The organism is Pseudomonas sp. P9_35 (genome assembly GCF_034008205.1).
In the GTDB taxonomy this organism is placed as follows: domain Bacteria; phylum Pseudomonadota; class Gammaproteobacteria; order Pseudomonadales; family Pseudomonadaceae; genus Aquipseudomonas; species Aquipseudomonas kilonensis.
In genome coordinates this window covers 2,740,584-2,756,852 of record NZ_CP125373.1, presented here as the reverse complement: position 1 = coordinate 2,756,852, position 16,269 = coordinate 2,740,584, and the positions used below count along the sequence as shown (strand labels likewise).

The 16,269-nt window shown below is 61.1% G+C and carries 12 protein-coding genes and 1 pseudogene; 5 read left to right on the top strand and 8 right to left on the bottom strand.

The annotated features are described in order from the left end of the window. Positions 1 to 13: 13 nt before the first annotated feature. Both QMK47_RS28725 and QMK47_RS28720 read right to left on the bottom strand, forming a co-directional pair. Entirely contained in the window at positions 14 to 814 is an 801-nt protein-coding gene (locus tag QMK47_RS28725) for a methyl-accepting chemotaxis protein (RefSeq protein ID WP_408980862.1), read from the bottom strand. Positions 815 to 871: 57 nt separating this feature from the next. Beyond that, a pseudogene (locus tag QMK47_RS28720) lies at positions 872 to 1,168 on the bottom strand (HAMP domain-containing protein); the annotation flags it as partial. A 1,195-nt stretch (positions 1,169 to 2,363) separates the two neighbouring features. On the opposite strand from QMK47_RS28720, the gene QMK47_RS12195 reads away from it, so the two are divergent. Beyond that, positions 2,364 to 3,521: an alpha/beta hydrolase family protein gene (locus tag QMK47_RS12195; RefSeq protein WP_018600356.1), complete on the top strand. Its 1,158-nt coding sequence runs from the start codon at positions 2,364 to 2,366 to the stop codon at positions 3,519 to 3,521. Positions 3,522 to 4,523: 1,002 nt separating this feature from the next. Here the strand turns inward: QMK47_RS12195 and QMK47_RS12190 are convergent. The 4 genes from QMK47_RS12190 to QMK47_RS12175 all read right to left on the bottom strand — a co-directional run bounded on the left by QMK47_RS12190 (position 4,524) and on the right by QMK47_RS12175 (position 8,533). After that, positions 4,524 to 6,266 (bottom strand): OPT family oligopeptide transporter, encoded by a 1,743-nt coding sequence (locus tag QMK47_RS12190; protein WP_320390270.1) that lies wholly within the window; start codon positions 6,264 to 6,266, stop codon positions 4,524 to 4,526. A 225-nt stretch (positions 6,267 to 6,491) separates the two neighbouring features. Then, positions 6,492 to 6,899, bottom strand: coding sequence for a VOC family protein (locus QMK47_RS12185; RefSeq protein WP_258690901.1), 408 nt, complete (start codon positions 6,897 to 6,899; stop codon positions 6,492 to 6,494). A 23-nt stretch (positions 6,900 to 6,922) separates the two neighbouring features. Continuing rightward, positions 6,923 to 7,348, bottom strand: a complete 426-nt coding sequence (locus QMK47_RS12180) for a YciI family protein (RefSeq protein WP_258690900.1) — start codon at positions 7,346 to 7,348, stop codon at positions 6,923 to 6,925. Positions 7,349 to 7,513: 165 nt separating this feature from the next. Continuing rightward, positions 7,514 to 8,533 carry a substrate-binding domain-containing protein gene (locus tag QMK47_RS12175; RefSeq protein WP_214509363.1) on the bottom strand — a complete coding sequence of 340 codons (1,020 nt, stop codon included), beginning with the start codon at positions 8,531 to 8,533 and terminating at the stop codon, positions 7,514 to 7,516. Positions 8,534 to 8,914: 381 nt separating this feature from the next. Between QMK47_RS12175 and QMK47_RS12170 the strand changes: the two genes are divergently transcribed. Then, on the top strand, positions 8,915 to 10,165 hold the full coding sequence (locus QMK47_RS12170) for an MFS transporter (RefSeq protein ID WP_320390269.1): 1,251 nt from the start codon (positions 8,915 to 8,917) through the stop codon (positions 10,163 to 10,165). A gap of 26 nt (positions 10,166 to 10,191) precedes the next feature. Here the strand turns inward: QMK47_RS12170 and QMK47_RS12165 are convergent, their stop codons facing one another. Continuing rightward, positions 10,192 to 12,183 carry a sigma-54 interaction domain-containing protein gene (locus tag QMK47_RS12165; protein WP_320390268.1) on the bottom strand — a complete coding sequence of 664 codons (1,992 nt, stop codon included), beginning with the start codon at positions 12,181 to 12,183 and terminating at the stop codon, positions 10,192 to 10,194. A gap of 193 nt (positions 12,184 to 12,376) precedes the next feature. Between QMK47_RS12165 and QMK47_RS12160 the strand changes: the two genes are divergently transcribed. From QMK47_RS12160 to QMK47_RS12150, 3 genes are all read left to right on the top strand, one after another. Then, positions 12,377 to 13,399, top strand: a complete 1,023-nt coding sequence (locus tag QMK47_RS12160; RefSeq protein ID WP_320390267.1) for a Gfo/Idh/MocA family oxidoreductase — start codon at positions 12,377 to 12,379, stop codon at positions 13,397 to 13,399. Beyond that, complete coding sequence (locus tag QMK47_RS12155) at positions 13,396 to 14,187, top strand: TIM barrel protein (RefSeq protein WP_320390266.1); 792 nt, start codon at positions 13,396 to 13,398, stop codon at positions 14,185 to 14,187. The genes QMK47_RS12160 and QMK47_RS12155 overlap by 4 nt, the downstream gene beginning before the upstream one ends. A gap of 81 nt (positions 14,188 to 14,268) precedes the next feature. Further along, the gene (locus tag QMK47_RS12150; RefSeq protein WP_320390265.1) at positions 14,269 to 15,195 is read left to right on the top strand and encodes a sugar ABC transporter substrate-binding protein; all 927 of its coding nucleotides are present in this window, start codon (positions 14,269 to 14,271) and stop codon (positions 15,193 to 15,195) included. A 109-nt stretch (positions 15,196 to 15,304) separates the two neighbouring features. Here QMK47_RS12150 and QMK47_RS12145 read toward each other — a convergent pair whose 3' ends face one another. Next, entirely contained in the window at positions 15,305 to 16,180 is an 876-nt protein-coding gene (locus QMK47_RS12145; protein WP_320390264.1) for a LysR family transcriptional regulator, read from the bottom strand. Between the last annotated feature and the right edge of the window lie 89 nt (positions 16,181 to 16,269).

The following is a 16,269-nucleotide window of genomic DNA, read 5'->3' as shown; positions in this document are numbered from 1 at the left end:
CTCGCGGGCGAGGTCAGGTACGAAAGTGCCCGACGGCCGCCTTGAGCTCGCTGCCAACCTGTTGCAAATCGGCCGTCGAGACTTGCAGCTGCAGGCTTTCCCTGGCACTGCCCTCGGCCACTTCGCGCACCCGCGTCATGCTCTGGCTGACTTGCTCGGCCACCACACTCTGCTGCTCGGCAGCCGCGGCAATCTGCTGGTTCATCTGCTCGATGCGGGACACCGCCCGGGTAATCCGCGCCAGTGCCTGGGAGGCTTGTGCGGCAAGCACCACCGTTTCATCGCTCAGCACATGGCTGCCTTGCAAGCGCTCGGCGGCTTGTTGGGCAACACTGCTCAGACGAACGATCAACCCTTCGATTTCCGTGGTCGAGCGCTGTGTGCGTCGTGCCAGGCCACGCACCTCATCGGCGACCACAGCGAAGCCACGACCATGCTCCCCCGCCCGCGCGGCCTCGATGGCGGCGTTGAGCGCCAGCAGGTTGGTCTGCTCGGCCACCGCCTTGATGACATCGAGCACACCACCAATCGCCGCGCTCTCCACCAGCAAAGACCGCATGGCCTCGGCACAACCACTCATCTCCACGGCCAGATGGTCGATCTTGCCACCCGCCTGGCGCACCAGTTCATCGCCCTCACGCGCTTGTTGGTCGGCATGCGCCACCGCTTCGCTGGCCTCACCCGCGTTGCGCGCGACCTCCTGCGCCGTGGCGGCCATCTGTTGCATGGCGGTGGCGGCCAGTTCGGTTTCCTGGCGTTGATGTTCGACACCACGGCTGTTGCTCAAGGTCACTTCGGCCAAGCTGCCGGCCATGCCGTTAAGCGAGCCGACACCTCGGTCGATGCGCCCGACCAATCCCCGCAGACTGCCCAACATACTGCCCACGGTGCCCAACAGTTGGCCCAACTCATCACGACGACAACTGTCTGACGGCGGATCACTCAAGTCCCCCGCCGCTACGCGCTGGACCAACTGCACGGCCTGGCGCAACGGCTGCACAATCAACTGGCGGATCAGCAGGCTGGCGCCAATGCCCAAGGCGAGTGCCAGAACAGTGATCAAACCCAATTGGCGATCGGCATTGCGATTATCGTCCAGGACCGCCTGCCTTTGCTGCTCATCGGCCTGGGCCAGCAGCTTGCTTACCTGCTCGGTCTGCGCGTTCATCGCCGCACTGCTTTGCGCACTTTGCCCACGGCTGTCGACGAACTCGCGGAAGGCCTTGCGGTAGTCGCCCAGGGCAGTGCTCGCCTCCTGCAGCGACTCGCCTTGCTGCTCGCCAAGATCCAGTGCCTGCATGGCGGCCAGCAGGTCACTCATGCTCATTTCCCAGTCGCTGCGGTAACGCTCCTCGCCATCGAGCGAGTAGTACAGCTCGCTGTCACGCAGTTTGGCGAGTTTGTCCCGCAACGCGGCCGTCTGCTCAAGCCGCACCATCTGATCGCTGTCCGGCGGTGTCCCCTGCCCCAACCGGGTGTTGAGCACATCCAGTTGATCGAGAAACAGCAGGGTAAAACTGTCGCCAGCCGTCTGCGCCAGTGCCTGCATGCGCAAGCGCGCCTCCCGAGCCCGACGCAACGAATCGGCATAGCCGAGAAACTGCTCCAGATACGTGCTAGCGGCCGTGCGTACTGCGCTATTGGCGGGCTCAGCATCGAGTTGCCGGTTCAGTGTGCCGATCACCTCGCGGACCTGGTCCAGGCGCTGTGGAGCAAGGTCCAGGGCGAATGCTTTCTCGGCGATACGCGCACGCAGGATCAGTGCCTGGATCGACGACTCCTGACGCGACTGTTCACCGCGCTGCTGCAACACACCCAGGGAACGAAAAGCAGTGACCGCCACCGCCAACGTCACCAGCAGCACCAGGCCGAAACCCAGCGACAGCTTGGCCCCCACCGATAGATTGCCAAACACACGGCTCAGTACAGGCATGTCCGACTCCTCGCACGGTCATGGAAAAACAGCCTGCCCTTGGCGCCCAGGCTGATCGCTGTGCCGGGTTTGGACTCACTCATCTGCCGATACCTTATTCTTGTTGTTGTGCGCGCCAGGGACTCCGACCAATAGCGCGGTGTAGCCGCAACTCTAATGAGTCGTACCTCGACGACACCAATCGCATCCTGCGTTATGAGCAATCGCAAAGTACGATGATAGGTATCCGGATTTGCGGCTTGAACAGTGAGAAGAAAACCCTTAGGCCATGGCGCACACACGCTCTATCAGCGTTCGCAATACCTCCCATCCCGACTCGCGATTGGCCAAACCATTGGCCTCCCCTTAGCCTGCTTCGAACCGTCAGGCCTGGCCATTCCCGCGCCGGACCTGGCCGCCTGCCGTTGCTTGCACAAGGACAATAACAATCATGTTCCGCTACTTCCCGACCAACTACGTGTGGAATCTTTCCGTCGACCTGGCCATTGAAATGGGCGCCCGCATCGGCGAAATCGAAGAGATGTGCGCGCCGCTGCAGGAGGCCGCCAAACAACCGGACGCCGCCGGTAGCAAGGCCTTCCGTGAGACCTGGGCGAACATGGCCGACAAGCTGTGCGGCCTGGCTGAAGAAGACGAAGGCAAGGGTCGAATGTTGTCTGCCGGGGAAAAATACAACCGCGCCGCCACCTACTACCTGAGCTGCGAACGCCTGCAGGCCCATGGCGCTCCTGGCCGCACGGAGCTGTACCAGCGCTTTCTGCACACCTTCCAACGCGGTATCGAACTGGCACGAGAGAACTGCGAGCGCGTTGAAATCCCTTACGAAGGCAAGCACATTTCCGGCCTGCTGGTCCGTGCCGAAGGCGTCAGCGGCCCAGCGCCGATTCTGGTGCAGGTCAATGGACTGGATTCCACCAAAGAAATGAAATACCGCGTCGGCCTGCCCGCCTGGCTGGCCAAACGGGGCGTGTCGTCGTTGATCATCGACCAGCCTGGCACAGGCGAAGCACTGCGCCTGCATCACCTGACGGCGCGTTTCGACAGTGAGCATTGGGCCAGCCGTGTAGTGGACTGGCTGGAAACCCGCGACGATGTCGATGCCAAACGCATTGGACTGGAAGGTGTGTCACTGGGCGGCTACTACTGCCCGCGCGCGGTCGCCTTCGAGCCGCGCTTCGCTTGCGGCGTGGTGTGGGGTGCCAACCATGACTGGCGTGATGTACAGAAGCGTCGCCTGGAAAAGGAAGGCAGCTTCCCGGTGCCGCATTACTGGTCGCACGTGGCCTGGGTATGGGGCGCCAAAGACACCGATGAGTTCATGGCCATCGCCGAGAATGTTCATCTGGACGGCATCCTGGATCGCATCAAGGTGCCTTTCCTGGTCACCCACGGTGAAAAGGATTCGCAGATTCCGCTGAAGTGGGCACACCGTACCTACGAGCAGTTGGTCAACAGTCCGAAGCGCGAGCTGAAAGTCTTCACCGAACGTGAGGGTGGCGTGCAGCATTCGAGTTTCGATAACAGTATCAATGCTGGTCAGTACATTGCCGATTGGGTGGCTGAAGTGCTCGGTGGTCGTACTGCATGAGAGGGGTTGAACGTCCCGGCACGACTGTAATGCTGTTCACTTAGGAAAAACGGCGCTTCTTTCAGAAATGGGAAGCGCCGTTTTTTTTGGTTTTTTTTGAGAAAGCTCGGTGTCTAGTTGCTTTGGTGTGTATATCCGTTGCTGCGGTAACGGCCGCTTATGGTTCCGCTCTTACAGCGGCTCACTTTTGGAAGAGCGCCAAAAGTAAGCAAAAACGCTTTGCCCCACCACTCGGTGCCTCGCCTAGGCTCGGCATGCCTGAACAAAGGCATTGCTCCGTGGGCCCGCCGCGAAGGGCCATCCATGGCCCAGCGCGGCTAACCCGACATCCATGCCGGGTTGCCCACTGCGCAATACCTTCGTTCAGCCAGCGTGGTTTAACGGGGCGCCCGAGATCAACGTCCACCGCGAGGCGGCCTGGTAGCCGACCTGGTTCTTGGTGGGACCGCGTTTCTCCTGTGGGAGCGGGCTTGTTCGCGAAAGCGGTGTGTCAGTTTGCGGTGATGTTGGATATGCCGGCCTCATCGCGAGCAAGCTCGCTCCCACAGGTGATCTTGGGTGTATATCGGTTTGGTGTTTGCTAAATATCCCTTGTGGGAGCGAGCTTGCTCGCGATAGCGATGGCGCAGCCACATAGATGTTGGACATGCCCCGCTCTTGCTTTGCTTTTGATCTTGATCTGGACGCCCCGTTAAACCACGCTGGCCGAACGCAGGCATTGCGCAGTGGGCACCTCAGCATGGATGCCGAGGTAGCCGCGCTGGGCCATGGATGGCCCTTCGCGGCGGCCCACGGAGCAATGCCGGAGTGAGGGCACACCGAGCCTAGGCGAGGTGCCGAGTGGTGGGGCAAAGCGCTTTTGGTTACTTTTGGCGCTCTTCCAAAAGTGACCCGCCGTAAGGGCGGAACCCTAAGCAGCCGTTACCGCAGAAACGGATATACACACCACTCTGAAGCGCGCCCATCGCATTGACGAGACCAACCGTCGATAGTTACTCCATCTCACCCATTCCCAAGCATCTGCCACAACGACGCCCCCACCCCGGTAATGCTCTCCCCGGCAATCAACCCCGCCGCCGCGGTGATGGCGAAGCGTTCCGTAAGGCTCGGCCAGCGACAGCTCACCAGCCATGTCAACAGCGCACCGAGGGCCATCATCAGGGACACCGAGGCCGGCAAGACGAAAGCCAGGCCCAAGGCCGCCGTGCTTGGCAGGTACCGGGCCCGATGCGCCGGCAGCAGGCTGTCGAGGACTCCCAACAGCAAGCCAACCAGGCCGCCGATGAAAATCGCCCAGCGAATGCTCGCTGACAACGAGTCCAGGCCCAGGGTCAGGGTTTGCGCCACGGCCTTCCAGGTGGCGACCGCCGGGGCCGGCCACTCTTCGGTGAGCAGCATGGTTTGCGGGTCCGGGATCAGCGCCAGGTAAGCCAACACCCCGACGATGCTACCGACGAAAATCCCCAGGGTCTGGGCGATCAGCTGCTTGCGAGGCGTGGCGCCGATCGCCCGGCCGACCTTGAAGTCATTCATCAGGTCGGTGCACTGCCCGGCCGAACCACCGGCGGTGTTGGCGCTCATCAGGTTGATCGGCACCTGCCCCGGCGCGACGATGCCAAAGCTCAACTGGGACAATTGGCCGATGGCCCCGATCGGCGGAATGCCCGTGGCGCCCACCACCCGGGCGGCCACCGCCGCCAGACAGATCGCCAAGGGAATGGTCAACAAGGCCATCCACGGATTGATGCCGAACAACAGCACTTGCAGGCTCACCACCAGGATGATCGACAGTACAAAACCAGTGGCAGGCCCAGGCTTCGGTATCGTCCAGATCGCCCCGCCGCCCGCCTTGGTGGACCGGTGCAATGCCCACAAGCGAATCGCCAACGAGGCCAGGGTCGAGCAGACCATCAGGCTCACCCCTGGCCAGAGCAACCACTCCACCAGTGCCGCGAACTGCGGGCCGCTGCTACCGTGCGGCAACCGCACCAAGCCTTGTTCCAGCAGCCACGGCGCCAACCCGCCCCACGCCAGCAAGGCACCGAGCAGCAGGGTCAGGCCCACGCGAATACCGATGATGCCGCCGAACCCCACTAACAACAGCGAAGGGTCAGCGGTAAACGTCAGGCGCTCCAGTTGGGCGCTCGGAGACCAGCGCGGGATGGTCCACATGAAGGTGTCGACCGCCTTGACCAGCCCGGACAGCAACGCGGCGCTGAGCAGCACCTTCAAGCGCGTCGCGGCTTCGTGGCCGTGGTTATAGATATGCAGCAGGGTTTCCAGGGTCGCCATGCCCTCGGGAAATTTCAGCGCCTTGTCATTGAGCAATGAGGGCCGCAGGTACCAGGCAATCCAAATCCCCAGGAAACTCACCGAAAAGACCCAGGCCACCATGGGAATGGCGTCCAACTGCTGGCCGGTCAGCAAGGTATAGGCCGGGATGGGCGCGACCAGCCCACCGGAAATGATCGACGCAGCGGCAGAGGCCACGGTCTGGTTGATGTTGCTTTCGTGCAGCGTCCAGGGCAGTCGCCCCACCGATCGACTCGCCAAGCCTTGCCAGATGCCATAGCCAACCAGCAAGGCAATGATCGACATATTGAACGACCAGCCGATCTTCAACCCGGCATAGACATTGGAAGGCGTCAGCAGGATACCGAGGACGATTCCCGTACTGACCGCACGCGGACTGAGCTCGCGTTCGACGGCGGCGTTCAAGGGGAATGTGGACGAGGTTGGATGCATGCGAATTCCTTATCGGCACTGAGGCAGCGGCCAAATTCAGCCTGATCCCTTGTGGGAGCGAGCTTGCTCGCGATGGCGGAGTGTCAGTCTCCATCCCCGTAACTGATCCACCGCCATCGCGAGCAAGCTCGCTCCCACAGGACCACTTAAAACGGCACCTCAATAAGTGAACGCAGTATTGGCGCAAGGTTCACCCGAGTCGTCCATCCATGGGCTGCGCTCGACTTATTTTCCCCCCTCGTAATTGACCATCCAGGCAATCCCGAAACGGTCTTCGAACATGGCAAAGCGTTCCGCCCAAAAGGTCTTCTCCAAGGGCATGTACACGCTGCCACCTGCACTCAAGCCTTTAAATAGCCGCTCGGCCTCCCCCACGCTGTCGACGTTGAGGGAAACCGACACGCCTTGCGGCTTGCGAAACGGCTGGCCTGGCGGGCAATCGGAGGCCATCAGGCTGAAAGCGCCGACGGTCAGGCAAGTGTGCATGATCAGGTTGGGATCCTTGGGCATCCCGGTTTCCTCGGGGGCCTCGGCAAAAGACATGGAAAACAGTTCGCCGCCCAGTACCTCCTCATACAAAGCGAAGGCTTGCTTGCAGTTACCGTTGAAGGTCAGGTAAGGAATGATTCTCATGGTCGGGTCTCCTGCAGTCGGTTTCACGATTGGCCGGACATCTGCGCCCGCAAGCGTTCTTCCTGCTCGCGCAATTCAGGGGTAAAGGACTCGCCGAACTCCTCGAGCTCGAAGAGCTGGCGGATCTCGATTTCACTGTCGCTGACCATCGGGTTCGGGCAGCGCTTGACCCAGTCGATGGCCTCCTGCAGTGACTGGACCTTGAAGATCCAGAAGCCGGCGATCAGCTCCTTGGTTTCAGCAAAGGGCCCGTCGATCACCGTCCGGTCCTTGCCGGAAAACTGCACGCGCACGCCCTCGGCACTGGGATGCAGGCCTTCACCGGCGAGCATCACCCCGGCCTTGACCAGTTCTTCGTTGTAGGCACCCATGGCGGCCAGCAGGTCCGCGCTGGGCATTTCTCCGGCTTCCGATTCCGGACTGGCTTTGACGATCACCATAAATCGCATGCTGGTATCTCCTGAGAATGGATGGATCAAGCCGCCCTTGTGGCGGCTCTACGGACTAATCGAATGGCAATGGCCGAAATCGACAGGTCGAGGCCATTATTTTTCGATAGACCGTTGGCGGCCTGGGAGACCCAGACTCCCTGGCCGTGAAGCCACGTCCAGCGCTCAGGGATTCCACTGGAATCGATAGATGTCTCGATAACCATTGCTGGGGTCGTACAGGAGCTTCGTCCCGCCGTCCAAGGTGATATTGTCGGCATTGACCAAGTGAACCGGTGCCACGAAACCGCTCACCGGCTGACCTGCCATCAGTCGGTTCAATTCATCGATCACCTGCCAGCCATGCACATTGAGCGGTTCGGCCACGGTGACGGTCTGGTAGTTTTTTTCCTGTATGCGCAAGAACGCCGAAGCACTCCCGTCACCGGCCGACATCAGACTGATGCCGTCGCGGGGTATCGCGGCGCTGGCCAAGGTGGCCACCGCGTAGTCGAAATAGATATCGTTGATGGCCAACGTGTGGGTCCAACGCTTGCCATGGCGCTGAAGCAGTTCCGTGGTGATCGCCGGCATTTTCTCGCGGCTTTCGGAGATCGCGACATCGCGCACCTCCAGCAACGAGCACTCCCGACAGGCCCGAATCACGTTTTCCATGGCCTTGGCTTTCGCCATGGCGATGCTGTACCTGGAGTCGGTCAGGATGACCACCCCGGCCTTTCCGTTCGACTGCGCCACTGCCGCCATGGCCGTGATGCGAGCCACTTCGAGCGGGTCGGTCGTGACGTTCATGGCCATCGGCGTCCCATCAATCGGCCCGGGCCGCTCTCCGGCGTGCCAGCCCACCACTGGAACGCCCTTGTCGGCGAAGACGGCCAGCGCCGCCTTGTTTTCAAGGGCGTCGGCACCGCACAGAATGAGGCCATCGGGGTTCGCCGCCAGGGCATCGGCAAAGGCCTTTGCACGCCCGGCCGAGGAGCCAGCGCCATCGAATACCCTCAGCGTCCAGCCCATCGCCTTGGCGGCCTCGCGAGCGCCCTGGGCGACACCGACAATACCTCCGTTGCGCATATCTTCTGCGACAATGGCGATACTCTTGCCGCGCTGGGCGCGCGGGCCGGATTCGGGGCCACTCCAGGGAACGGCGCCGAGAGTGGCCTTGGCAACCATTTCCTGTGCTTGATTCACCGTCACCGTGGCGTCCGTCGCTGCCGGTAGATCCTGGCCGTATCCGGGCGTTGCCGCGAAGAGACAGAAAGCCGTCATTGAAATTATCTTGAGCAACCGGGACCTGGCCTTACAGGTTTGATCACAGCGTGTGATGCCGGGTCTGGAGCCGATGGCGCGATCATAATGTGTCATGGCGTCTCTTTTTTTTATGGATGCAGTGTTCAAATTCAGTGTCCGCAAGGATAGTCGGTTCTGCTGTCATCGGCCCGAAAAGGGGAATAGCAAGTTTGTAACATCCTTCCAGCCCCGGCCCTCGCTCGACATCCATTGTTCGACGCACCACGAAGTGAGGAACCTGTCGATCCCATAGCCTATGAGCCAAACATGGAGGAGATGGCGATGACACGCACCCGTTTTTTTGGAAAAACCGTACTGGCCTGCACGTTCATCCTGGCGATTATCGGCTGGGGAATCGGCTTCTATGGGCCGCCGATTTATATGCAAGCGGTCATGGAGCGCACGGGTTGGCCGATCGCCCAGGTCTCGGCTGCCGTGACCTTGCACTTTCTCAGCGGCACGCTTGTCATCGCCAACCTGCCACGCCTTTACGCACGCGTCGGGATACCCGCCATCACCCTGCTGGGCAGCATCGTCCTGGGTATCGGCGTGAACATCTGGGCTCACGCCAACCAGTTATGGGTGCTGTATACGGGCGCCGTCTGCTCGGGTATCGGCTGGGTGACATTGGGTGCCGCGGCCGTTAACACCCTGATCGCGCCGTGGTACGTCAAGGAAAGACCCAAGGCCCTGGGCAAGGCCTACAACGGCGCCAGCCTGGGTGGCGTGATCTTTTCGCCGCTGTGGGTGTTGCTGATCGAGCGTTTCGGCTTTGCCATGGCGGCGCTGGTAATCAGCATTGTCGCGGTGTTGCTCATAGGCGTCTTCGCTTTCCTGGTCTTCAACAAAAGCCCACAAAGCCTGGGACAACATCCCGACAATGCAGACCAACCGGAACCCGTGCCGATCAGCGCCGGCGCTACGCCGTGGACCGCCATGCAGACCCTCAGGTCGGCAAGTTTCCGCACGCTGGCAGCCGGCATGTCCTTGGGGCTGTTCGCCCAGATCGGCTTGATCGCGCACCTGTACTCGATCCTGGTGGGGCGCATGGGGGCGCATGACGCCTCATTCGCCATGGGTCTGGCCACTGCCAGTGCGATGGGCGGCCGATACGTCGCCGCACGCCTGATGATCCAAGGCATGAACCGCCGACAACTGGCCTGCCTCGGCTATGCCGTCCAGATGTTGGGCACGCTGATGCTTCTCGGCCTGGACCTTCACCCGACAGTGGCCTGGATAGCCGTGGTGTTGATCGGTTCGGGCATTGGCAATGCCACCTCCTTGCCGCCACTGATAGCCCAGACCGAGTTCAGCCGTGAACAAACCGCCAGGGTGATCGCCCTGATGGTCGCGATCAGCCAAGCCACCTACGCCTTCGCCCCGGCCTTGTTCGGCCTGGTGCGCTCCCTCTTCACCGATCCGAATCACGCCATCGTCGCCGTCGTGACAGCAGCAGTCGTCGTGCAGGGGCTCGCCATTTGGTCGTTCTATCGGGGCGTGTCCGCTCGCTGCTTCAAGAAAACCGCTTTCTGACCTCGCCCCTGACCATGCGCCACCCACTAAGAACGGAACGCATCAACCTTGAGTCCAAACCGGCTCATTTTGTTGTACAACCCACCCCGCGACACATTCAGCCGCTGAGCAGCCAGACGGATGTTTCCGCGCGTGTCTTTGAGGGCGGCAATGATGGCATTCATCTCATGGGTACCAAGATCCGGCGCCATCCGTGGCTCAGGGGCACTTCCCCATGTCGATGAGCGCCCTCTCTGCCTAATATCCAGGGCAAGATCGTTCGGCTCGATCAGTTCGGTCATCGCCAGGTTGGTCGCCCGCTCAATGACATTTTCCAGCTCACGGACATTGCCTGGCCAGTGATAGGCGCCAAGCATATCCAGCGCCGCGGGCGAAAGGTCCTGCATCGACTTGCGTAGCGACCGGGCACATCGCGCGAGGAAATGCCGCGCCAGCAACGGTACATCCTCGCGGCGCATTCGCAGTGGCGGCACCGTCAGGTTCAGCACGTTGAGCCGGTAGTAAAGGTCCTCGCGAAAGGCGCCTTCGGCCACTGCCTGGCTCAGGTTGCGATGGGTGGCGGCGATGATGCGCACGTTGACCCGCAGCGATTTTTTCGCCCCCACCCGTGTCACCTCGCCTTCCTGCAGGACACGCAGCAGGCTGACCTGTGCATCGAAGGACATATCACCGATTTCATCGAGGAAGATCGTCCCGCCATCGGCCAATTCGAACTTGCCTGCCGACCCACCGCGCGCCGCTCCGGTGAACGCGCCTTCGACATGACCAAACAGTTCGCTCTGCACCAGGTCACGGGGAATGGCGCCGCAGTTGACCGCCACAAAAGGCCCGCCACATCGATCGCTGCCATTATGGATGGCCTGGGCGAACAACTCCTTGCCAGTGCCGCTCTCACCGAGGATCAGCGTGGTCGAATCACTGCGACTGGCAACCCGCGCCAGGTGCAGTGCATCCTCAATCGCCTGTGAACGGCCAAGGATGGTTTCGAAGGTGTAGCTGGCCTGGGTGCCAATGATCCGCCGGGTGATTTCCCGGATGCGTCGGTTCTCGCGCAACGACACAATCCGCCCGCCTTGCTCCAGCGGGCAGACCGACACCAGGCAGGCCAGATGGCTGCGGTCGTGCAGCTCAAAGGTGCAGTCCAGGTCGCGCACGCCGTCCCCGCCCGCGAGCAGGACTGCATCGGTCAATTCGCTCTGGCCCAGGCTCTTGAACGGACTGCCGAGCAGGTCATGGCCGACGCGAAACAACTGCCGAGCGTAATGGTTGAGCGCCTTGATGCAGCCCTGCTCATCCAATACCACCAAGCCCTCGTTGAGCACTTCAAGGACTGTCTGTTGTTCTTCCAGCAAGGCTTGCAGCGCCATCTGCCGCGAGACCGCCTCGGCCGCGGCCTGGACCGTGCCCAGCGTATGGAAATGAAACCAGCCGGGCTCTGCCGTCAAGGTCAACATGCCCAGCGTCCGGCCCTGGGCATCGCGGATCGGTGCGGCGGCGCAATGCATGCGACGCCGGCGCAGGCCAAGCCCGAAGTTTTCCTCGGCCAGCACATACACCAAACGGTCCTCGACAATAGCCAGCCCGGTGCAATTGGTGCCCTGTACCGACTCCAGCAATCGACTGCCAATGGGTGTGAGGTCCAGGCCACAGAAATACAACGTCGTGCCTTCGGCATCGGTCAGGTTGATATGGCCCCTGGGGTTATAGGCGAGCAAACCGCGCATGACTTGCGCCGCCGCGGCGATCAGCACCCGGTTGGCTGCCAGTGTCGCGGTCAGGTCGGCAGGCGCGACAAAACGGTACTCGCCGTCTTCCGGATCGAGGCCGGCATCGACGCTGCGCAACCAGGACTCCCAAATCACCCGGCGGATCCCGGCAGGCCGTTCGATAGCTCCCTGCAAGCACGCGCGCCAAGCCTCATCCAGCGCAGTGCCTGGCCCTTCGTTCAACGACGCAGGGCCCAGCGTGGTGAGGTAGTCACGGTCTTCGGCGCTCAATGCTGCAGGTTGCTGGTTCATATCCGGCCACATGTTCATATTTTCGACATGTCAGTATAGACATGTCATTTAAATGAACATGATTTTGAATAAAACCAAATAAATTCCCTTTAATATCAACTAGTTAATTATTGGCACAGCGCTTGCTCCCTACCTGGACAGACGAGGACATTCTTACCGCCGAGTCGTAAAAACAATAAAGGGAGTCATGTTCATGAGCACATCCAAGACCCTTCGCCTTGGCCTCATCGGCGCCGGCCGCATGGGCAGTTTTCACGGTCTGACCGCCGCCCGGCACATCCCCGGCGCCTGCCTCGCCGCCATCGCCGATCCTACCCCCGGCCAAGCCGCACGCCTGGCGGCAGAACTGGACGTGCAGAAGGTCTATACCGACCCACAGCAATTACTTGATGACCCGGACATCGACGCCGTGCTGATTGCCGCCCCGGCACGCAGCCATGCCGAATTGGTGATCAGTGCGGCCCGGGCCGGCAAAGGGGTGTTCTGTGAAAAACCGATGGCCATCACCCTGGACGAAGCTGACCGCGCCATCGCCGCCGCTGCCGACGCACGGGTGACGCTACAAGTCGGTTTCAACCGTCGCTTTGCCAAAAGTTTCCGCACCGCTCACCTGGACGTGGTTGCCGGCCGGATCGGTACGCCACAACTGCTGCGCTCGCTGACCCGCGACCCAGCGCTGAACAACCCGGCCGCCTCGCCGCAATGGGTGATCTTCCTGGAAACGCTGATCCATGACTTCGATACCCTGCGCTACCTGAATCCGGGCGCCGAGGCGGTCGAGGTTTTTGTGATGGCCGATGCCCTGATCGCCCCGGCCTACAAGGACAAAGGGTTTCTCGACACCGCGGTGGTCACGATCCGTTTCGATAACGGCGCCATCGCCACGGCCGAGGCCAATTTCCAGGCCGTGTATGGCTACGATGTCCGCGGCGAAGTGTTCGGCAGCGCTGGCATGCTGACCATGGGCAACGTCAACGACTCTGATTTGCTGCGGTACCTGGCCAATGGGGTCCAGGCCGATACCCAGCGCATGGACACCGACCTGCTGCGTGATGCCTATGTGGCCGAGCTCAACCACTTCGTCAGTTGCGTGCGCAGCGGCGAGAAACCTCTGGCCAGCGGTGAAGATGCACGGGCGGCACTGGCCATCGCCCGCGCCTGTATCGAATCCTTCCAACAGGGCAAAACAGTGCGTGTGCAAGGAGCGTTTTCATGAGCTTCACACCGTTCAAACTGGCGATCAGCGCCGAGATGGTTTTTCTCGACCTGCCCTTTATCGAGCGGGTCAAACGCATCCACGCGCTGGGCTTCAGCGTCGAGATATGGAACTGGACGACCAAAGACATCCAGGCCCTTGTAGCGACCGGCGCGGATTTCACCTCCATGACCGGCTACATCTGCGGCAACCTGACCGATCCCGAGGACATCCAACACCTGCTCGACAGCGCCCAGGAATCCTTGGCCGTCGCCGCTCAATTGGGCTGCCCCAGCCTGAACCTGCATGGCACCGGCCTGGGTGACCAGGGGTTGCCGGTCAACCCCGTGGCCCAGACCAGCGGCCGCATGTGGTTGAGCGCCTGCAAGACGCTGGAAAAAATCGCCCGCCTGGGCGAAGACGCGGGTCGGGTATTCCTGTTGGAAAACCTCAATACCGAAGTCGACCACCCGGGTACGCCGTTCGCCCGCGCCGACGACACCCTGGCGTTGATCGAGGCCGTGGGCAACCCGCACCTGAAGATGAACCTGGACCTCTATCACGCACAGATCGGAGAAGGAAACCTGATCGAACTGATCCAGCGCGCCGGCAGCGCCATCGGCGAGATCCAGGTCGCCGACGTCCCGGGGCGCATGGAGCCCGGTACCGGTGAAATCCATTATCCCGCCATTGCCAGGGCCTTGTTCGGCATGGGATACAGCGGTGTCGTCGGCCTCGAAGGCTGGGCCAGCGGTGACAGCGAGGTCGCGCTTGAGCGTTTCAGGCAAGCCTTCACGCTTGATGGATAAAGCCCGCACCGAATTCAACACGTGCGGCAGATTTTCAGCTCTTGGTGACGTACAACTCATAACAACAAAAGGAAAACCATCATGCGTCGTTGCACACTGCTTTTCGCCACCCTGCTATTGCTGTTCAGCCAATGGGCCGCCGCCGACTATCGCATCGGCGTCAGCATCGCCAGGGTCGACGACAACTTCATGACCTACGTGCGTAATGGTCTGGACGAGGCCGCGAAAAAGGAAAACGTGAAGATCCAGTTCGAGGACGCCCAAGGCGATGTGGTGCGCCAACTCAACCAGGTCCAGGGCTTTATCAACCAGAAAGTGGATGCGGTCATTGTCCTGCCGGTGGACACCTCCGCCACGGCCAACATCACCCGCGCCGCGGTCGAAGCGAAGACGCCGCTGGTCTACGTCAACCGTCACCCGGACGAGCGCACCTTGCCCAAAGGCGTGGTCACGGTCGCGTCCAATGACATCGAGGCCGGACAGTTGCAAATGCGCTACCTGGCCGAAAAGCTCGGCGGCAAGGGCAACCTTGCGATCATCATGGGCGACCTGGCGCAAAACGCCACCCACGACCGCACCGAAGGCGTCAAACAGGTGCTCAAGGATTATCCCGGGATCAAGATTGTCGAGCAGCAAAGCGCCGAGTGGCAGCGCAACAAAGGGATGGACCTGACCAGCAACTGGCTATTGGCGGGCAGTCGTTTCGATGCCATCGTCGCCAACAACGACGAGATGGCCATCGGTGCGGCCATGGCCTTGCAACAGGCCGGCAAAACCAAGGGCGAGATCGCGATTGTCGGCATCGACGGCTTGCCTGACGGCCTGGCAGCGATCAAGCGTGGGATGCTGGTCGCCTCGGTGTTCCAGGACCCCAAGGCCCAGGCGACCAGTGCAGTACAGGCAGCGCTCAAGATGATCAAGGGAGAGCCGGTGGAAACGGACGTCTGGGTGCCCTTTCAGTTGATCAAGCCTGAGCAGTTGGCGGTGTTTGAACAACATTACAAGTAGCGACACGCTCGGCACTTCGCCGTGGTCCCGGCAAGGGATCAGCGGCGATTTGCACACTCAAATTCTATTTTTATTGAGCAACGCAGCGCGTTACATGAAACGCGCCGGGTCACTGCCCCAGCCGGGCCCAGAACGCTTCGGCAGATTGACTGAGCGGCGCGGATGGACGGGTCAGATGAATTTCCAGCGGTATGTCCCAGCTTTCGTCGAGCGCCCTGACTAAGCGCCCATCCAGCATTTCCTGCTCGGTGAGGCTCTTGGGCAACCAGGCCACGCCTTTGCTTTCCAGGGCCATGGACATCAGCACCGCTGCAAGGTGGCTGCTGAAAAGGGGTTTGAGGTGAAGGTAATCTTCTTTGCCACGCAGCCTGTGGGCGACGATACGCCCCAACCCGGACTCATGGGTGTAAGCCAGGTATGGCAAGGCCGCAGGCGAGGTGCCGAAGTTGGCGGAGGCACTCGCAAGAGGAACAAGAACGTCTTCACCCACCTTCTTGCCGATGAACTGATCAGGGGCCAGTAGCGGTGGAACGTCGGGATGGCGGTGGCAAAGCAGAAACTGAACCTGGCCATGTATCAGCATCTGCTCACAGACAGCCATGCTATCGGAGTGCAGTTGCACAGCCTCGATGGGAGCACCGTTCTCCGAGCTTCGAAGCCACCTGGGAAAAAATGTAAACGACAGGGAATGCGTTGCCGCAAACTGAAGCGACCTGGCAGCCATCCCAGCAACCTCTTGAGCCTCGTTGCGCATTCTGTACAAGCGCCTGGCAGCCTCCTGGGCACTCGGCAAAATTTGCCTGCCGGCTTCAGTCAGTGTCGCGCCTTGAGGCGTTCGAACGAACAATTGCACCCCCATCCAGCTCTCCAGCGAGCGCACTCTGCGACTGAACGCCGGCTGGGTAACGTGCCGCGCTTCAGCCGCCCGAACGAAGCTGCCGTACTCCGCAAGCGCTGAAAAATCCTCAAGCCAAACGAGTTCCAAGGGCCATGCCTCCTGTGCATAGGGTGCGGCATTAATAGCATTGGGCGGGTGACATCGCAAAGCCTAACGTGGGGCCATAAACAACAAGA